Source organism: Neisseria sp. P0018.S001 (assembly GCF_051957355.1).
In the GTDB taxonomy this organism is placed as follows: Bacteria; Pseudomonadota; Gammaproteobacteria; order Burkholderiales; family Neisseriaceae; genus Neisseria; species Neisseria subflava_A.
The window spans coordinates 1-17,309 of the sequence record NZ_JBQCWN010000003.1 but is presented as its reverse complement, the minus strand read 5'-3'; the positions used below and the strand labels follow the sequence as shown (position 1 = coordinate 17,309).

Sequence of the window (17,309 nt, the reverse complement as noted above, 5' to 3'; positions counted from 1 at the left end):
AGACTAACCATGGCACGAGTTTGCAAAGTGACCGGTAAGCGCCCGATGTCTGGCAATAACGTATCACACGCCAACAACAAAACCAAACGTCGTTTTTTGCCTAACTTGCAATCACGTCGTTTCTGGGTAGAAAGTGAAAACCGCTGGGTTCGCCTGCGCGTTTCTAACGCTGCATTGCGCACCATCGATAAAGTAGGCATTGATGTCGTATTGGCTGATTTGCGTGCTCGCGGCGAAGCTTAATTTAAACACCATTAATTAAGGATTACTGCAATGCGCGATAAAATCAAACTGGAGTCCAGTGCTGGTACTGGTCACTTCTACACAACTACTAAAAACAAACGTACTATGCCTGGCAAACTGGAAATCAAAAAATTTGACCCAGTAGCCCGTAAACACGTTATTTACAAAGAAACTAAATTGAAATAATCCGGTTTCTTCCAAGAAAAAGCTCCTGTTTTTCAGGAGCTTTTTCTTTTTTCTCGATTGGTTTGGGAGGCTTGTTTCAAATGTGTATGCAAGATATTTTTGGATTGCTTTGGAAGAGGCAAAATACAAAGAGCGTGTATCCATTGGGATTACGCTCTTTTATTTTTCAGACGGCCTGATAGGGGATAAGCAGTCTTAAATCACTAATAAACATTCAACAATGACTTAATGATCGACTTTGATGCCTTGGTTGTCGGAATGTTGTTTTTTATCCAGCTCTTTTTGCAAGGTATCGCATGGCGTGTCGCAATCGCACATTTTCTTCATACCGAGAGAGGAAATGCCGCCGCAGCTGCCTTTGATGGTGCGTTTGGAGAAGATATAGCCGACTGCCATGCCGAGGATGACAATGATAAAAATGCCGAAAGTAAGGAGGAGGGTTTTCATGTGTGTATTCCTGAAGGTTAGTTTAGTAATTTCTTGAATGCGCTGGACATTTTAGTATGGTAGCCGCCTTGCGGGGTCCGGATGATAAGGAAAACGGCGAGATTTTCTTGCTCAGCAAGTTTAAGTGCTTCGGTTTCTCCGAGGACGAATAAGCCGGTTGAAAGGCCGTCTGCAAGTGTGGCGTTTTCAGCGACTACGCTGATGGAAGCAAGGTTGTGGCTGATGGGTTGTTTGGTTTTAGGGTTGATGATATGGGAAAGGCGGCGGCCTGACTTATCGACATGGAAAATGCGGTAGTCGCCGGATGTGGCCAGTGATTTATTGTCCAATGGAATGGTGATTTGAGTGGCGCCGCCTTGAACGATATTGGGTTGCTCGATGCCGATACGCCAAGGGTTGCCTTGCGCATTGCGGCCTTTACCATGCAACTCGCCTCCAATTTCTACCAAATAATTGCCGATATTGAGTTTTTCAAGTTCGGCGGCGGTTTTATCCACACCAAAGCCTTTGGCAATGGAGGATAGGTCTAAATAGACTTCGGGATGGGTTTTCGCCAGTGTAGGCTGCTGTCCGTCTTGGGAAAGTTTGAGTTTGTCCGTACCGACCATTTCTGAAGCATGTTGGATTTCTTGTGCAGTCGGTTCGTGCGTGATTTCTTTTTGCGGACCGAATCCCCAAAGGTTGACCAAGGGGCCGACGGTTACGTCTAGTGCGCCGTGCGTCAGGTTGTTTAAACGCAAGGCTTCGCCGGTTACATAGGCAAAGTCTTGGGAAATGGGCATGGCCTGATTGACAGTGCGCAGCTGGTTGAATTGGCTGATTTCGGAATCGGTCTGGTAGGTAGACATTTGCCGATTGACTTCTTTAAGCGCATCATCAATGCGTTTTTGTATTTCGGCGGGGGAGGGGAGTTTGTCTTGGCCGTCTGAAAGATATTTGACAGTATAGGTCGTGCCCATGGTCTCGCCTTGCAGGGTAATGGTTTGTTGTTTTTCAGGTTGGCAGGCAGAGAGCGTGAGTGCGGAAACGATGGCAACGGTACAACCGATTATCGGACGGTAAAATGAATTTGAAAGAAACGGCATAAGGGATTTGCGGATTATTTTTTGAAGCCTTTATTGTATCGTAAAAGAAAGGTTCAGGCCGTCTGAAAGTATGGTTTTCAGACGGCCTGCCAATAAAAAAGGAAGAAACCGAAGTTTCTTCCTTTTTGTCTGTTAGCCGCCGAAATCGTCCAAAAGGATGTTTTCGTCTTCCACGCCCAAGTCTTTGAGCATTTTGATCACGGACTGGTTCATGATTGGAGGGCCGCACATGTAGAATTCGCAGTCTTCCGGTGCTTCGTGGTTTTTCAGGTGGTTTTCGTAAACCACGTTGTGAATGAAGCCTGTGTAACCGTCCCAGTTGTCTTCAGGCAATGGGTCGGACAGAGCGACGTGCCATGTGAAGTTCGGGAATTCTGCTGCGAGTTGGTCGAAGTCTTCGACATAGAACATCTCGCGTTTAGAACGTGCACCATACCAGAAGGTAATCTTACGTTTGGAGTTCAAACGTTTTAGCTGGTCGAAAATGTGGGAACGCATCGGAGCCATACCCGCACCACCGCCGATAAATACCATTTCGGCATCGGTGTCTTTGGCGAAGAATTCGCCGAACGGACCGGAAATCGTTACTTTATCACCGGGTTTAAGCGACCAGATGTAAGACGACATTTGTCCCGGAGGCGCATCAGGTACGCGCGGAGGCGGCGTGGCGATACGCACGTTCAGCATGATGATGCCTTTTTCTTCTGGATATGAAGCCATGGAGTAGGCACGCAAAATCGGCTCGTCCACTTTGGAAACGTATTGCCACAGATTGTATTTGTCCCAGTCTTCGTGGTATTCCTTAGGAATGTCGAAGTCTTTATAGGCAACAGTGTGAGGAGGGGCTTCAATTTGAATGTAGCCGCCGGCGCGGAAAGGAACTTCTTCGCCTTCTGGAATGGCAAGCTTGAGTTCTTTAATGAACGTTGCTTTGTTGTCATTCGAGATGACGGTACATTCCCATTTTTTCACGCCGAATACTTCTTCTGGTACTTCGATGTCCATGTCGGTTTTAACGTTGACCTGACAAGACAGACGGCAGCCTTCGCGCGCTTCGCGTTTGCTGATGTGGGACAACTCGGTTGGCAGAATGTCGCCACCGCCGCTTTTCACGACAACGCGGCACTGACCGCATGAGCCGCCGCCACCGCAGGCGGAAGGAACGAAGATGCCTTGGCTGGCAAGCGCACCCAGCAGTTTGCCGCCGGCAGGCATCGTCAGCTCTTTTTCGTTATTGACTTTGATGGTGATGTCGCCTTCGCTCACCAACTTGGATTTGGCAAACAGAATCATCAGTGCCAAAACCAAGACGATGAGGGTAAACATCACAATACCTAAAATAATCTCCATGCCGATTCCTTTCTTATAACTGGATGCCGGAGAACGACATAAACGCCATTGCCATCAGGCCAGCGGCGATAAAGGTAATGCCCAAGCCTTTGAGGCCTTTAGGGACATCCGAATATTTCATTTTTTCGGTAATGCCCGCCAAAGCGACAATAGCCAAAAGCCAGCCCAGACCTGCACCGAAACCGTATACAACGGACTCGCCGAAGTTGTATTCGCGTTGCGCCATAAACGATACGGCACCGAAAATCGCGCAGTTTACGGTAATCAGAGGCAGATAGATACCCAATGCGTTGTAGAGGGCAGGGACGAATTTGTCCAAGAACATTTCCAAAATTTGCACCAAAGCGGCAATCACGCCGATGAAGGTGATGAATTTCAGGAAGGTCAGATCCACGCCTTCAACCAGCGCGCCGTCTTTTAACAGCGAGTAAACAAGTTGGTTGGCAGGGACGGACAGGCCGAGTACGAAAGTTACAGCCACGCCCAAACCGAATGCAGTGGATACTTTCTTAGATACCGCCAAAAACGTACACATCCCCAAGAAGAAGGAAAGTGCCATGTTTTCCAGAAAGACGGATTTTACAAAGAGGCTTAAGTAATGTTCCATGTGTTATTTCTCCGCCTGTTCAGGTTTCCAAGTGCGCAGCCCCCATACCAAGAAGCCGATGATGAAGAACGCGCTAGGGGCGAGCAGGAACAAGCCGTTGGTTTGATACCAGCCACCATCTTGTACAGTTTGGAAAATGGTGTAGCCAAAGAGCTTGCCTGAGCCGATCAGTTCGCGGATGGTTGCGATGATAATCAGCATCAAGCCGTAACCGGCGCCGTTGCCGATACCGTCAACCAAGCTTTCCAGCGGTGGCTCTTTCATGGCGAATGCTTCGGCACGGCCCATCACGATACAGTTGGTAATAATCAGGCCGACGAATACAGACAGCTGTTTGGACAGCTCATAAGCAAAGGCTTGAAGCAGTTGGTCAACCAGCGTTACCAAGGAAGCAACAATCGCCATTTGCACAATAATACGGATGCTGTTGGGGATGTAGTTGCGTACCAGCGAGATGAAGAAGCTGGAAAAACCGGTTACCAAAGCTACGGAAATACCCATTACGATGGCCGTCTGAAGTTTGGTGGTAACCGCCAAAGCCGAACAAATACCCAAAACCTGCAAGGCAATCGGGTTGTTGTCGATAAAGGGTGAAAACATCAAATGTTTCAAGCGTTTCATGTCAGCCATTATTGTGCTCCTGCTGATTTCAATTTGTTCAGATAGGGGATATAGCCGTTTTCGCCGAACCAGTAGTCGAACGAACCTTGTACACCTTTAGACGTCAGCGACGCGCCGGAGAGGGCATCTACGCCATGTTCTTTGTCTGAACTTGCGCCTTTGCCGACATGCAGGGCAAATTTGCCTTGTTCGTTAAACAGTTTTTTGCCGACGAATTTTTGTTGCCACAGAGGGTTGCCGATTTCGCCGCCCAAACCCGGGGTTTCACCTTGGTCGTAGTAGGTAATGCCGTTGATGGTGTTGCCGTCAGGTTGAATGGCGACAAAACCGTACATGACAGACCACAAACCGTTACCGTGCATAGGCAGGATGATTTGGCTGACTTTACTGTCTTCGCCTTTTACCAAGTAAACCTCAGTGTATTTGGCGCGGCTTTTGATGCCTGCCAAATCGTCTTCAGGTTTGATTTGAATACTTTGGGCAGGGTCTTTGCCGGCAACGCGTGCGCTGAAGTCTTTAGGCGCATCGGCGACGTATTCGCCGGTAGCCAAGTCCACGACACGTTGCTCGATACGCTCGGCAAAGGTTTTGCTGATGTCGGTGTTTTTATCCATCAAACCGGCTACGCTCAAGATATAGCCTTGTTTATCTTGGAGTTTTTGTTTCTCTTGGATTGGTTTCAAGCCAACGACCGCACCAGCAACGATGATGGAACAAATCAGGCTGACAACCAATACCACAATCAGCGTGCCGCTGAAGCTGTCTTTATCGAATTTCTTAGCCATTGCTGCGCGCCTTTCTGCGTTTGATGTTCGCTTGTGCGACGAAATAGTCGAAAATCGGGGCAAACAGGTTGGCAAACAGAATCGCCAACATCATGCCTTCGGGGTAAGCAGGGTTGACCACGCGGATCAATACGCACATTACGCCGATAAGCGCGCCGTACCACCATTTGCCGACATTGGTAAAGGAAGCGGAAACAGGGTCGGTCGCCATAAACAGCATACCGATGGCGAAGCCGCCGACCACCAAGTGCCAGTACCAAGGCATGGAGAACATGGCGTTGGTGTCCGAACCGATGAAGTTAAACAGAGAAGACATGGCAATCATACCGATCATCACGCCGGCGATAATGCGCCAAGAGGCAATGCGGGTAAACACGATAAACGCGCCGCCGATTAAGAGCGCCAAAGTGGATACTTCGCCGATTGAGCCGGGTACGTTACCGATAAACGCATCCATCCAAGTGATGGATTGATTGGTAACGGCATTTTTCAGGCCGTCTGCACCGTGTGCCGCCCATTGCGCCAAAGCAGTGGCACCGGAATAGCCGTCAACCGCAGTCCAAATGGTATCGCCGGTAATATTGGCAGGGTAGGCGAAGAACAGGAACGCACGGCCTGCAAGAGCAGGGTTCATGAAGTTTTTACCTGTACCGCCGAATACTTCTTTCGCAACCACAACGCCGAAAGAAATACCCAAAGCCGCTTGCCACAAAGGCAGGGTAGGAGGAACGATCAAAGCAAACAGAATCGAAGTCACGAAGAAACCTTCGTTGATTTCGTGTTTGCGCACAGTGGCGAACAAAACTTCCCAGAAGCCGCCCACGACAAATACAGTCGCGTAAATCGGCAGGAAGAAAATCGCGCCGAACAGCATTTTGCCCAACACGCCCGCTTCAGACGACATATTGATGCCCAAAGCGTTGGCAAGGGCGTAATGCCAGTCGTTGGCGATATTTTGTTGTAACAAATCAGGCGTTAACGCACCGAATGCCTGCGCGCCGACGTTGTACATACCGAAGAACATGGCGGGGAACAAAGCCAGCCACACCAAAATCATCATGCGCTTGGAGTCGAGCGCATCGCGGACGTGGGCCGCTTTGCGCGTTACCGCGCCGGATGTATAGAAAATCGTCGCCGCAGCTTCGTAGAGGGCATACCATTTTTCATGTTTGCCGCCCGGCAGGAAGTGCGGTTCGATTTTTTCAAGAAAATGTTTCAAGCCCATAATCAGCCTTCCTTCTCAATGGTTTCCAGCACTTTGCGCAACAGCGGGCCGTATTCGTATTTGCCCGGGCAGACGAAGCTGCACAAAGCGAGGTCTTCTTCGTCCAATTCCAAGCAACCCAGTGCCTGAGCGCTGTCGGTATCGCCGACGATTAAATCGCGCAAGAGCAGGGTAGGCAGGATATCCAAGGGCATCACGCGCTCGTAAGTGCCGATCGGTACCATGGCGCGGTCGCCGCCGTTGACGGCTGTGTTGAACTTGAAGAGTTTGTTTTTCAGGAAATGACCGAGGGTTGTGCGCGTGATGGAGTATTTGTCTGGTTGTGGCGCAACCCAGCCGAACAGCTCTTTGCTGCGGCCTTCTTCGATAACGGAAATCTGATTGTGGTAGCGGCCGAGGTAATCGTGCGCGCCTTGTGCAATCGCGCCGTTCAATACTGAGCCGGAAATCACGCGGTTGTCTGCATCAACCAATTCGCCCGCAGTAATTTGCGATACTTTCGCACCCAAAACGGTACGCAAGAGGCGTGGTTTGTTGACTTGAGAGCCGCCCAAGGCAACAACGCGCTCGGTGTTCAGACGGCCTGTTGCAAACAAACGGCCAATGGCAATTACATCTTGATAATTGATGGTCCAAACGGTTTTGTTCGCACCGACTGGCTCGATGAAATGAATGTGCGTGCCACTCAAACCGGCAGGATGCGGGCCACCAAATTCATGTGTTTCGATGTTGGCAGCATTTTCAGACGGCACGTCTGCGCCTGCTGCTTTACACACATGGATTTTGCGTTCGGTCAGGCGACTTAATACCAACAGACCGTGTTTGAAGTCTTCAGCGGCTTCTTTGATGATGACTGTAGGATCGGCAGCCAGCGGATTGGTATCCATCGCATTGACGAAGATGGCGAACGGTTCGGCATCGACGGTAGGGATTTTGCTGAACGGACGGGTGCGCAGCGCAGTCCACAAACCGGACTGGATCAGGTTGCGGCGCACTTCTTCGCTGCTCAATTTTGCCAGCGCTTCAGGTGCGTAGCGTTCGAACTCGATTTCGTCGTTGCCTTCAACGGCAATCACGACTGACTGAAGCACGCGCTTTTCGCCACGGTGAATCGCGGCGATTTTGCCTGAAGCCGGAGCAGTAAATACTACGCCCGGATTCTTTTTGTCTTCAAACAGCACTTGGCCTTTTTTGACGGCTTCGCCTTCCTTGATTTTCATCGAGGGGCGCATGCCGACATATTCTTCGCCAAGCAACGCGACTTCGGTAATGGCCGGGCCGTCATAAATGACTTGCTCCGGTCTGCCTGCGATAGGCAGGTCTAAGCCTTTTTTTATCTTAATCATAAGGATGCGTTACTTTTTGGTGGGTTGAGATTCGGATGTCGGATTGTTTTTTCAGACGGCATGTAATGCGTTGAAACAACGGATGGGCCGTCTGAAAAAAGCAGAGGTTTGCTATAAAAACAACGAATAAACGCAAACAACAAAGCTTTAGATTTTATCAGGTATAGGCTGCTTTATGTCAGTTTTACGCTTATTTTTACGGGAAAAGTGGGAGAAAAGTAGGAATATGTAATCGAGTGTTAAGGGAAATAATTTTTAACTGATTGATATTTAAACGCTATATTTGATGATATAGCTGAAAATAAAAGGCCGTCTGAATTTCAGACGGCCTCTAAGTTTAAAAGAGCTGCCAAACGAAGAAAATCATCGTATGCAGGGCAAACAGCGGTACCAATACAATCACCGACCATGCCATGTAGCCGAAGAAGGAAGGCATCGGTACGCCGCGTTGTTCGGCAATGGCCTTGACCATGAAGTTCGGCGCATTACCAATATAAGTGAGCGCACCCATAAATACGGAGCCCATGGATACTGCCAGCAGCGAATGGAACAGATGGCCTGTCATCAAGGCTTGGGCATCGCCACCGGCCATATTGAAGAACACCAAATAAGTCGGCGCGTTATCCAAGAATGCCGACAAAATGCCGCTCATCCAGAAATACATCACATTAATCGGATTGCCTGCCGCGTCGTGAACCAAAGAAACAACGGAAGCCAATGCGCCTGTTTCGCCGGCTTTCAAAATCGCCAAAACAGGCGAAATGGTAATGAAAATACCCAAAAACAGTTTGCCCACTTCGGCAATCGGCTCGAAGTTGAACTCATTGCCTGCGCGGACCTGTTTGGGCGTAATAATCCAAGATACGGCGGTCAAAGCCAGCAAAATGCCATCGCGCATCAGGTTTTGCAAGGCATAATGGCTGCCCAAGATTTCAAAGCCCGGATGATTTGGTTTCCACAAGCCGGACAATAAAACCGCGCCGACAACACCGGCCAGTAACAGAAAATTCCATTTGCCGTAAATTTTGACTTTCTCTTCGGTTTCGGTAGAAGCAGGGATAAGGTGTTCGCGTTGTTCACGATGAAAATGTCGGCTGTCGATGATGTAGAAAACGGCCAGCAAAATCACAGAACTAATCAATACAGGCAGCAGCATGTGTTTGACCGTCCACATGAAATCTACGCCTTTCAGGAATCCTAAGAACAGCGGAGGATCGCCTAAAGGAGTCAGACCTCCGCCGATATTCGCCACCAAGAAAATGAAGAAAATCACGATGTGAACGCGGTAGTGGCGTTTATGGTTGGCTTTCAAAAGCGGACGAATCATCAACATCGCCGCGCCTGTTGTCCCCATGATGGAAGACAAAGCCGTGCCGACTGCCAACAGGGTTGTATTCAATTTAGGCGAGCCGTGCAAATCGCCGCTGACAAAAATACCGCCTGAAATGGTATAGAGCGCCAAAAGCAGCAGGATAAAGGGGATATATTCTTCAACCAACGCATGGGTAACGGTATGTACGCCGGCTCCGAAACCAAAGGTGATGATAAACGGCGTTAAAAACAGCAGCGTCCAAAACGCTGTAATTTTGCCGAAGTGATGGTGCCAAATACGGGAGAAAAACAGAGGTCCGAGTGCAATGGACAAGAGAATCAGTGCAAACGGCAGACCCCAAAGCAGGCTTGCGGATGAGCCGTCAAAATCGGATGCCGCAGCAGGAAAGGCGGCAAGAAGCAGTAAAAATGAGAGAGAGCGCATAGTATTTCCTTTTTATTCTGTTGCGCCGTTAGAAACTTCGTTGAGAAAGCACGGCGGTGAAATATTCAGGCCGTCTGAAAATATCCAGACGAACTGCGCGGTGGTGTCAGGGGAAAGTATAACGCAAAGCAAGTGTTAAGGGACGGTTTAGAGTGTTGGAATCTAAAGAAATGTTGATACAAATAAAGAAATAAAAGCGATAGAAGTAGTAGGAGGTAGTAAAAAAATGGTTTTGAAACAGGAGTTTGAAGTTTTGGAAATAATGCTATCGAAAAAATACTTTGAATTAATTTTAGCTAAAATTTACATTTGATTGAATAAATGGAGGCCGTCTGAAAAATGAGGATGAAATAGGGTGTTTTAGTTCTTACTGATTGTTTTAATGGATAAATTGGGTGTGAAAATAAAAAACAGGTAAGCGAAAATGCCCACCTGTTTTATTTTATGCCTCCGGCCGTAACCACATCCACACTGCCACGCAGCTACAGAAGATTGATGAAACGGCACCAATCCACCAGCGTTCTGGAAATTGCCAAAACATAAACAGGCAAGAAAGGGCCATCATGCCGATAGCGAAAAACTTTGCCTTGCGTGGAACGGATCCGTTATTTTCCCAGTTTTGTATGATCGGGCCGAAATGGCGGTGATGATAGAGCCAATTGTGAAAGCGCGGCGAAGCTTTTGCCCAGCAGGCGGCGGTCAATAAAATGAAAGGCGTAGTCGGCAGTAATGGCAGGAAAATGCCGATAATGCCCAAGACGAGCGACAATGCGCCGCAAAAAATCAACAAATAGCGAACCATATTCCCATCACCAATTATTTGTTTTCAGACAGCTTGTGATGTGGAAATGGACAACGCGGAATATCTAACTTATCCCAGCCCTCGTGCCCCATTTTTTCCAGCAGCGCGATATTACGGTCAAAAATTGCCGAGGCATCGGGAAATGCTTCAGCCGCTTTGGCAATACTGTCTTCACGAATAAGATGTAAGGTCGGATAGGGAGAGCGATTGGTGTAGTTGCTGATGTTGTCGGCTTCAGTGCCTTCAAATTGGAAATCGGGATGGAACGGTGCAATTTGGACAATGCCTTCCAATTCGTTTTCTACAACGGCATCATCGGCAATTTCCAGCATTTGGTTGAAGGTTTCAAAATCAGGGAATAGCGTCGGATGAACCAGTAAAGTGGTTTCCAATTCCGAAGCGGGCGTATTGCCCAAAAGCTGCAATTCACGATCCAAATCTTCAAGAAAACCGTCCAAATGACGGGCTTCGCTGACAACGATGCGAACCAGGTTTTTAACGTGCGGCGCTTTGGCAAACGGGCAAAGATTCAGGCCGATAACGGCTTTTTCCAGCCATTGTTTGGTATGTTCTGAAACAGTATCGATATCGAGATGGGCGGTGTCAGTCATAGTAAAAGCTTATGTGAATTATTCTTAAAAAGTATACAAGTGTATGGACGTGAAAGCAAACCATTGGAATTTAAAAGGCCGTCTGAACAACAGACGGCCTTTATCAGTTTCAAATCATTAATCCTGAACCAAATGAACCAAAGGCAGAGCGGTCGTGTTTTTAATTTCTTTCAACACAAAACTTGATTGCGCATCTTGCACGCCGTGGTGCGAAAGCAGCGTGTCCAAAACAAAATGGGAAAACGCGTTCATATCGGTAAAAAAGGCATGGAGCAGATAGTCGGTTTCGCCCGTTAAAGCAAAGCAGCTCAATACTTCAGGCCAAGCGCGGACAGATTCGGAAAAATCCTCGCGTGCATCTTTTGCCTTGCTAATTGAAACACGGATAAAAGCCTGCAAGCCCAAGCCCAAAGATACGGGAGAAAGCTGGGCCGCGTATTTTTGAATTATGCCCGCATCTTCAAGCTGTTTGAGACGGCGCAGACAGGGAGAAGGGGAGAGCGCCACCTTTTCAGAAAGCTCAACATTGCTCAACCGCCCATTTTCCTGCAAAACCTGCAGAATCTTTAAATCCGTTTTATCCAAGTTTAGATGAGGCATGATGGTTCTCCCAGTGTCGATAATATATGTTTTGAAAATGAAAAATGCTTAAAAATAAAGACTTGCATGGTTAAATTATATATTGAGTTCAGATGTGCGACAAATTGTCTTATCAGGGGTGTTGCGAATTTGTTTTATGTAGTTGTGAAAAGATGAAGGCCGTCTGAAACTAATCAAAGCCAAAGTTTTATGTCATATTAGGATTGGATATAAAGAGGCCGTCTGAAAATGATTTCAGACGGCATTTATTTTCGTAATGTGATCATTCAGGCTCTTAAGGACCTTGTTTTGGAGAGTTTTGTTCTTTTGGTTTGTTCGCTTTCCGCGTTTGTATTTGGCTTTGTTTGGGTGTTTTCTTTGCAATGTATTTTTGTGTTTTTCTTAGGGTATATGCTTGGTTCTTATCCGTGTGAGTTGTCTCGGCACATGGCGGGAACCATCATCGGATCCAGCGTTCCGCCGCATTGCCAGTTGAGCAACCAAGTCGAATCGTTATTATTTCGATAAGGGGTCAGGGTCAGGACTTTTCCTTTGTTTTGCCCTTTATCGAAAGGAATACTGATTTTGCCTGTATCTGCTTCTACCGTTACACCACCGTTTTGGATGTATGTGCCGCCGATGCGTTGAGCGGTAACACCGATTGTGCCTTGTTTGCTGACATCCTCTGCATTTGGCAGGCGGTTATTTACTGCAGAAGCGATACTGATTTCGGTTTTCAGGTCATCGGCAAGGTATAGTGCTTCGGAGGCTTGCGCCCTACCGGTATAGTTTTGATAAGTGGGTATGGCGACAACAACCAGAATACCGAGGATGGCGATAACTATCATCAGCTCAATCAGGGTAAAACCTTTTTGGGCTTGAAATGGGGTATTCATTTGAGCGTATCGTTTTTAAGTTTTTTATTTTTATAAAGCAAATCCCATAACCGCGTTATGGGATTTGCTTTTATTCAGGCTGCAATACCAATATTAGCGGCAGTTAGCAGGAACGTGTTTAGCTTCGCTGTCTTTAAATTTACATGTCCAAGTAATTGGAGACTCAGAGTTTGCTTGAGCAGGAGTCAGAGTCAGTACAGGCTGTTTAGTCGCACCTGTATTTTGAGTAGTAACTGTGATTATGCCAGAGCCTGGTGTAATAGCAATGCTCTTAACATAGCTAGTACCTTTTTGTGGGAAAGTGTAACCAGTATTGGTGGCAGTAATTGCTTTCAGGCCACCCAAAGCAGAAGCAGTTTCTGCTACAGCCAATTTTGCAGGCTCGGCTAAGCTCAAGCCTTCAGATACTTTGGCGCGGATGGTGTAGTCTTGGTATGCAGGCAGAGCGATTACGGCCAAGATGCCCAAGATGGCGATGACGATCATCAATTCGATCAGGGTAAAACCTTTTTGGATTGCTTTCATTGTTTAAAACTCCAGTTTGAAAGTGTGAATAATTGTGTTTAAGTAAAAAGTCCGTAATGTGCTTGGCACTATGTATTATGAGTAAACCATAAGTAAGAAGGAATATACAGCTTCCGTCGGGCTTGCTGCTTTGAGGCTTGGGCCTTATCGGATGTGTTGTTACAAGCAGTCTGTGTGCCAAGTTCGCAAAATTGATTAAAAATTTTATTTTTTATTTTTTATTCATTGTTTTTATTTGGTTTATTTTTTAATTTTTAAGTTTTATGAGGTTTTGTTTGAAAGTTTCAGGATTTTAGGGAATTTGGGTGGTTGACGTTTTTTGTCAGTTTTGTGTTTTTTGTGACAGGGAAAGGAGGCAAGTTTGGATGTGTGACGTTTTTTGTTAGAAATTAAGCTTATTCAATAATATATTAATTGATTTAGATAGGCAGTATCTTTATGGATTAATCGGTAGGTTTAATATTTTGTGATTTTATTTTTTTGTTTTTTATGGGTTTTATTTTGTATACGTATTTTGTTTGAATATGGATGAGGAAAAGATTTGGAAGGAAGGATTTTTAACGAGGGTTTGGTATAATAGGTGAATGAAAATTTGTTATTAGAATTATATTCATTTGGGTTATGATTTTAGAATGTAGTTTTATGTCAGAGCAATGGTCTGTTTTGAATTTTAAAGTTTTGGATTTCTTGAGTGTTTTAAAAGAGTATATTCAGGATGTTTATATTTTTGGGTGTGATTAGGGTGAGCAAAAAATGCTCACCCTATGTTTTTAAGATGTTCAGACGGCCTTTATGGGGTCAAGACTTCGATCAATGCCTGTTTTAGGGTGTTTTGGGTTTGCGGGTCTTGCAGGGATGGGCTGTAGGTGATGAAGCTGTCCTCAATGCGCTGATCCAAGGTGGTGATTTTGGCGTAGCGCAGGCTGATGTTGTGTGCGAAGAAGGTCTCGGCGATGTCGGCGAGGAGATGGGGGCGGTTGACGGCGGTGATGTCTATGGTATGCCAGCCGGGATAATCTTCTTCGGGGGTGATGATTACGGTAGGCGGAATGGGGATGTGGCGGATGCGGCGGCTGATGTGCGGGCGGCCGCTTTGTTTTTGGACGGTGGTATTGCCGTGGATGAAGCTGTTGAGTTCGGCTTCGAGTGCGCTTTGGCGGTCGGGATATTCTTCGGGTGGGAGATTGTCGGGAAGTTGGAGGATAAAGGTGTCTAGGATGTAGTCGTGCTCGGTGATGAAGGCGCGGGCGGCTTGGATGTCGAAGCGGTGGCTGCTGAAGATGCGGCAGAGGCGTGCGAAGAGGCGGTCGCCATTGGGCATGAATACCATGACTTGAAGGCTGTTGCTTTGGGGAAGGATGCGGCTGCGGACGGCCGGACTTTGGGTGTCGTAGGCGAGGTTTGCGGTGTGCCAGAGGATTTCCCGCGTTTGATGGCGGACGTAGTATGCGCTGCCGAGGATGCGGCGGAGTTTTTGTTGGTTTTTGAGTGGAACGGCCGCGCGTGTGAGCTGATCGGTCGAGGCTTGTTCGCGTCGGTTGGGGAGGCGTTCGGGATCGTGGTGTTTGCTGTGTAAAACGGCGGCGGTGCTGTGGTAGAGGGTTTGGAGCAGGCTGGCGCGCCATGTGTTCCAAAGTTTGGGGTTGGTACCGCGGATGTCGGCAATAGTAAGCAGGTAGAGTGCGTCGAGGTATTCGCGTGTGGGAATACGGCGGCAGAAGGCTTGGAGGACATGGGGATCTTGGATGTCTTCTTTTTGGGCAACAGTGGACATGAGCAGGTGGTTTTCAACCAGCCATGCGAGGAGGTAGCTTTCTTCTTCGGTGTAGTAGTGGTTGGCGGCGAATTGTTGTGCGTCTTTGATGCCTTCTTTGGCGTGATCGCCGCCACGGCCTTTGGCGATGTCGTGCAGCAGGGCGGCGGTGTAGAGGACATGTGGTCGTGGGTAGGCCTGCATGATGGCGCTGGCCTCGGGCATTTCGTGGCTATGGGTTTCGATGGCGAGACGGCGCATATTGCGGACGACGGTCAGGATGTGGTCGTCTACGGGGTAAATATGGAAGAGGTCGTGTTGGAGCAGGCCGGTGATTTTCTCCCATGCGGGGAGATAGCGGCCAAGTACGCCGTAGAGGTTGAGAAAACGGAGGGTTTGGGTAAGGCCGGTACCGTGTTTGAAGAATTGGATAAAGCGGCGGCGGTTTTCTGGATTTTGGGTGAAACGGGTATTGATTTTTCGTGTGGCCGCCCACCATGCGCGCAGGGTTTGCGGCTCGATGGTAGTAATGTTTTGCTCCTGCATGGTTTGGATGATGGTGAAGATGTGTTCGGGATTTTGTTCGAACAGGGCAAGGTCGCTGGCGGCGATTTGGTGGCCGATGCGTTTGTAGCGGCTGTCGATAGGGTGGATATGTTGGGGACGGCTGGAGGTTTGATGGTTTTTGAGAACCGGAATGAGGATGCCGTTGAGTTGTTTGATGGCTTTGGTGGCGCGGTAGAAGGTGTGCATCAGGGCTTCGCTTCTGCCGCGGATGTCGGGTTGGGTATAGCCTAAGCTTTCGGCAACTTGGGACTGGTAGTCGAAAAGCAGCCTGTCTTCGGGGCGGCCGGCGGTAAGGTGGAGATGAATGCGGATATTGGCGAGACGGCGGTAGCCATGAGCCAGCATGCCGGCTTCGGTGCGTGTGAGGACGCCGGCGGTAACGAGGGCGGTGGGGTTGCTGTCTATGCCTTGTGCTTTGGCTGTCCAGATAAGGGTGTGGATGTCGCGCAGGCCGCCGGGGCAGGTTTTGATGTTGGGTTCGAGTTGTGCGCCTGTGCCTTGGGATTTGGTATGGCGTTGCTCCATTTCGAGGAGTTTGGCTTCGATAAAGGCGGCTGTGTCGCGGCGTGTATTGAGTTTGTTTAGAAGTTGGGCGGTAAGGTTAGCATTGCCTTGGAGATGGCGTGCTTCAAGAAAGGCAGTTTCGCCGGTAATGTCGTTTTGGGTGCTTTGGAGGATTTCTTCTATGCTGCCGCTTTTGATGGCGGGATTGAGGCGTGCGTCCCAAAGGGTTTGGATAAATTGGGCGGTTTGTTGTTGCAGGCCGTCTGAAAATGGGGCCGAGGAAATAATTGCTAAGTCCCAGTCGGAATGGGGATAGAGTTCGCAACGCCCGAAGCCGCCGATGGCAATGAGACTGATGTCGTCGCTGTCGGGAAAGTGGATTTGCCAGAGGGTTTGCAGCAGGGTTTCGGCAGCGGTGATATGGTCGCGGAAGTAAACGGTAGGGCGGTTGTTTTGGCGGTAGGCAGTTTCTGCTGCGGCTTTTTGCTGCCGGTAGGTTTGGATGGCTTGTTGGGCGGCGGTCATGATGGTATCTGGTTTTGAATTAGGCTTGGGTGTCGGCAGGCTCGGTCATTTGGCGGAGCATTTCTTGCGGCGGAAGGAGAAGTTTGTAAGGGGCGATTTTGAGTGCGGATGCGATTTTTTCGATGTTGGAAAGGGCGATGTTCCAGCGTTTGCGCTCGACGGCGGAGACGTAGGTGCGGTCGAGTCCGCATTGGCGTGCGAGTTCTTCTTGCGACCAGCCGTGATTGACGCGGTAGAGGCGCATGTTGTAGGCGATAACGGCGCGGAGGTCTTGCGGATCGGGCAGACTGGGAGGGGGAGTGAGTTTGTTGACCATGGTGTTTTGGGTTTATGATTTGAACGATAAGGAGATTTTATACTATTTTTGCTAGAGGAAAGAAAAGGCCGTCTGAAAGTTTCAGACGGCCTGAGACCTTTGCAAAATTCCTTTTCCCCCGACAGCCGAAATCCAAACATAGGTTTTCGTCTATTTCCGCTCCTAATTACTCCTGATTTTACCCAAATACCCCCTTAATCCCCCTTGGATACCTGATAATCAGGCATCCGGGCCGCCTTTTAGGCGGCAACAGGCACACTTAGCCTGTTGGCGGCTTTCAAAAGGTTCAAACACATCGCCTTCAGATGGCTTTTTGCACTCACTTTAATCAGCCCGAAATAGGCTGCCCGGGCATAGCGGAATTTACGGTGCAGCGTACCGAAGCTTTGTTCGACTACATAACGGGTCTTCGACAAATATCGGTTGCGTTTGGTTTGTGCTTCCGTCAGCGGGCGGTTGCGGTGGGCTTTGCGCATAATGCCGTCCAGCAACTGATGCCCTTCCAGATGTTGCCGGTTTTCCTTACTGTCATAGCCTTTGTCGGCATAGACGGTCGTACCTTCGGCAATACCTTCCAGCA

At 48.4% G+C, this 17,309-nt stretch carries 19 protein-coding genes; 2 read left to right on the top strand and 17 right to left on the bottom strand.

Annotated features, from left to right (window positions below):
• The first annotated feature begins 9 nt into the window (after positions 1-9).
• Positions 10-243: a 50S ribosomal protein L28 gene (gene rpmB / locus ACTHTJ_RS02895; RefSeq protein WP_002216391.1), complete on the top strand. Its 234-nt coding sequence runs from the start codon at positions 10-12 to the stop codon at positions 241-243.
• Between the two features lie 30 nt (positions 244-273).
• Positions 274-429 carry a 50S ribosomal protein L33 gene (gene rpmG / locus ACTHTJ_RS02890; protein WP_003684373.1) on the top strand — a complete coding sequence of 52 codons (156 nt, stop codon included), beginning with the start codon at positions 274-276 and terminating at the stop codon, positions 427-429.
• Between the two features lie 225 nt (positions 430-654).
• Here the strand turns inward: rpmG and nqrM are convergent, their stop codons facing one another.
• The 17 genes from nqrM to ACTHTJ_RS02805 all read right to left on the bottom strand — a co-directional run.
• Positions 655-876, bottom strand: a complete 222-nt coding sequence (nqrM, locus tag ACTHTJ_RS02885) for a (Na+)-NQR maturation NqrM (protein WP_003680888.1) — start codon at positions 874-876, stop codon at positions 655-657.
• Positions 877-893: 17 nt separating this feature from the next.
• Positions 894-1,961 (bottom strand): FAD:protein FMN transferase, encoded by a 1,068-nt coding sequence (locus tag ACTHTJ_RS02880; protein WP_083297198.1) that lies wholly within the window; start codon positions 1,959-1,961, stop codon positions 894-896.
• A gap of 132 nt (positions 1,962-2,093) precedes the next feature.
• Complete coding sequence (gene nqrF, locus ACTHTJ_RS02875) at positions 2,094-3,311, bottom strand: NADH:ubiquinone reductase (Na(+)-transporting) subunit F (protein ID WP_004519569.1); 1,218 nt, start codon at positions 3,309-3,311, stop codon at positions 2,094-2,096.
• Positions 3,312-3,324: 13 nt separating this feature from the next.
• On the bottom strand, positions 3,325-3,918 hold the full coding sequence (gene nqrE, locus ACTHTJ_RS02870) for an NADH:ubiquinone reductase (Na(+)-transporting) subunit E (protein ID WP_003684365.1): 594 nt from the start codon (positions 3,916-3,918) through the stop codon (positions 3,325-3,327).
• A gap of 3 nt (positions 3,919-3,921) precedes the next feature.
• Positions 3,922-4,548: an NADH:ubiquinone reductase (Na(+)-transporting) subunit D gene (locus tag ACTHTJ_RS02865; protein ID WP_063069109.1), complete on the bottom strand. Its 627-nt coding sequence runs from the start codon at positions 4,546-4,548 to the stop codon at positions 3,922-3,924.
• On the bottom strand, positions 4,548-5,324 hold the full coding sequence (locus ACTHTJ_RS02860) for a Na(+)-translocating NADH-quinone reductase subunit C (protein ID WP_070584812.1): 777 nt from the start codon (positions 5,322-5,324) through the stop codon (positions 4,548-4,550). Before ACTHTJ_RS02860 ends, ACTHTJ_RS02865 begins: the two co-directional genes overlap by 1 nt.
• Positions 5,317-6,549, bottom strand: coding sequence for an NADH:ubiquinone reductase (Na(+)-transporting) subunit B (locus tag ACTHTJ_RS02855; protein ID WP_070584814.1), 1,233 nt, complete (start codon positions 6,547-6,549; stop codon positions 5,317-5,319). Before ACTHTJ_RS02855 ends, ACTHTJ_RS02860 begins: the two co-directional genes overlap by 8 nt.
• A 2-nt stretch (positions 6,550-6,551) precedes the next feature.
• Positions 6,552-7,895 (bottom strand): Na(+)-translocating NADH-quinone reductase subunit A, encoded by a 1,344-nt coding sequence (locus tag ACTHTJ_RS02850; RefSeq protein WP_070584816.1) that lies wholly within the window; start codon positions 7,893-7,895, stop codon positions 6,552-6,554.
• A 337-nt stretch (positions 7,896-8,232) separates the two neighbouring features.
• Positions 8,233-9,651 (bottom strand): sodium:proton antiporter, encoded by a 1,419-nt coding sequence (locus ACTHTJ_RS02845; RefSeq protein ID WP_070584818.1) that lies wholly within the window; start codon positions 9,649-9,651, stop codon positions 8,233-8,235.
• A gap of 442 nt (positions 9,652-10,093) precedes the next feature.
• Positions 10,094-10,453 (bottom strand): YbaN family protein, encoded by a 360-nt coding sequence (locus tag ACTHTJ_RS02840; protein WP_070584821.1) that lies wholly within the window; start codon positions 10,451-10,453, stop codon positions 10,094-10,096.
• Between the two features lie 14 nt (positions 10,454-10,467).
• Positions 10,468-11,064 carry a DUF1415 domain-containing protein gene (locus ACTHTJ_RS02835; protein ID WP_070584822.1) on the bottom strand — a complete coding sequence of 199 codons (597 nt, stop codon included), beginning with the start codon at positions 11,062-11,064 and terminating at the stop codon, positions 10,468-10,470.
• Positions 11,065-11,181: 117 nt separating this feature from the next.
• Entirely contained in the window at positions 11,182-11,664 is a 483-nt protein-coding gene (locus tag ACTHTJ_RS02830) for an Lrp/AsnC family transcriptional regulator (protein WP_003684427.1), read from the bottom strand.
• A 401-nt stretch (positions 11,665-12,065) separates the two neighbouring features.
• Positions 12,066-12,539: a pilin gene (locus ACTHTJ_RS02825; RefSeq protein WP_070713485.1), complete on the bottom strand. Its 474-nt coding sequence runs from the start codon at positions 12,537-12,539 to the stop codon at positions 12,066-12,068.
• A gap of 93 nt (positions 12,540-12,632) precedes the next feature.
• Positions 12,633-13,064, bottom strand: coding sequence for a pilin (locus tag ACTHTJ_RS02820; RefSeq protein ID WP_070713483.1), 432 nt, complete (start codon positions 13,062-13,064; stop codon positions 12,633-12,635).
• Between the two features lie 790 nt (positions 13,065-13,854).
• Positions 13,855-16,413 (bottom strand): [protein-PII] uridylyltransferase, encoded by a 2,559-nt coding sequence (glnD, locus tag ACTHTJ_RS02815; RefSeq protein WP_440360768.1) that lies wholly within the window; start codon positions 16,411-16,413, stop codon positions 13,855-13,857.
• A gap of 19 nt (positions 16,414-16,432) precedes the next feature.
• Positions 16,433-16,729 carry a helix-turn-helix domain-containing protein gene (locus ACTHTJ_RS02810; protein ID WP_003680870.1) on the bottom strand — a complete coding sequence of 99 codons (297 nt, stop codon included), beginning with the start codon at positions 16,727-16,729 and terminating at the stop codon, positions 16,433-16,435.
• Between the two features lie 239 nt (positions 16,730-16,968).
• On the bottom strand, positions 16,969-17,309 hold a 341-nt coding region (locus ACTHTJ_RS02805; protein WP_440360769.1), incomplete at its 5' end, for a transposase.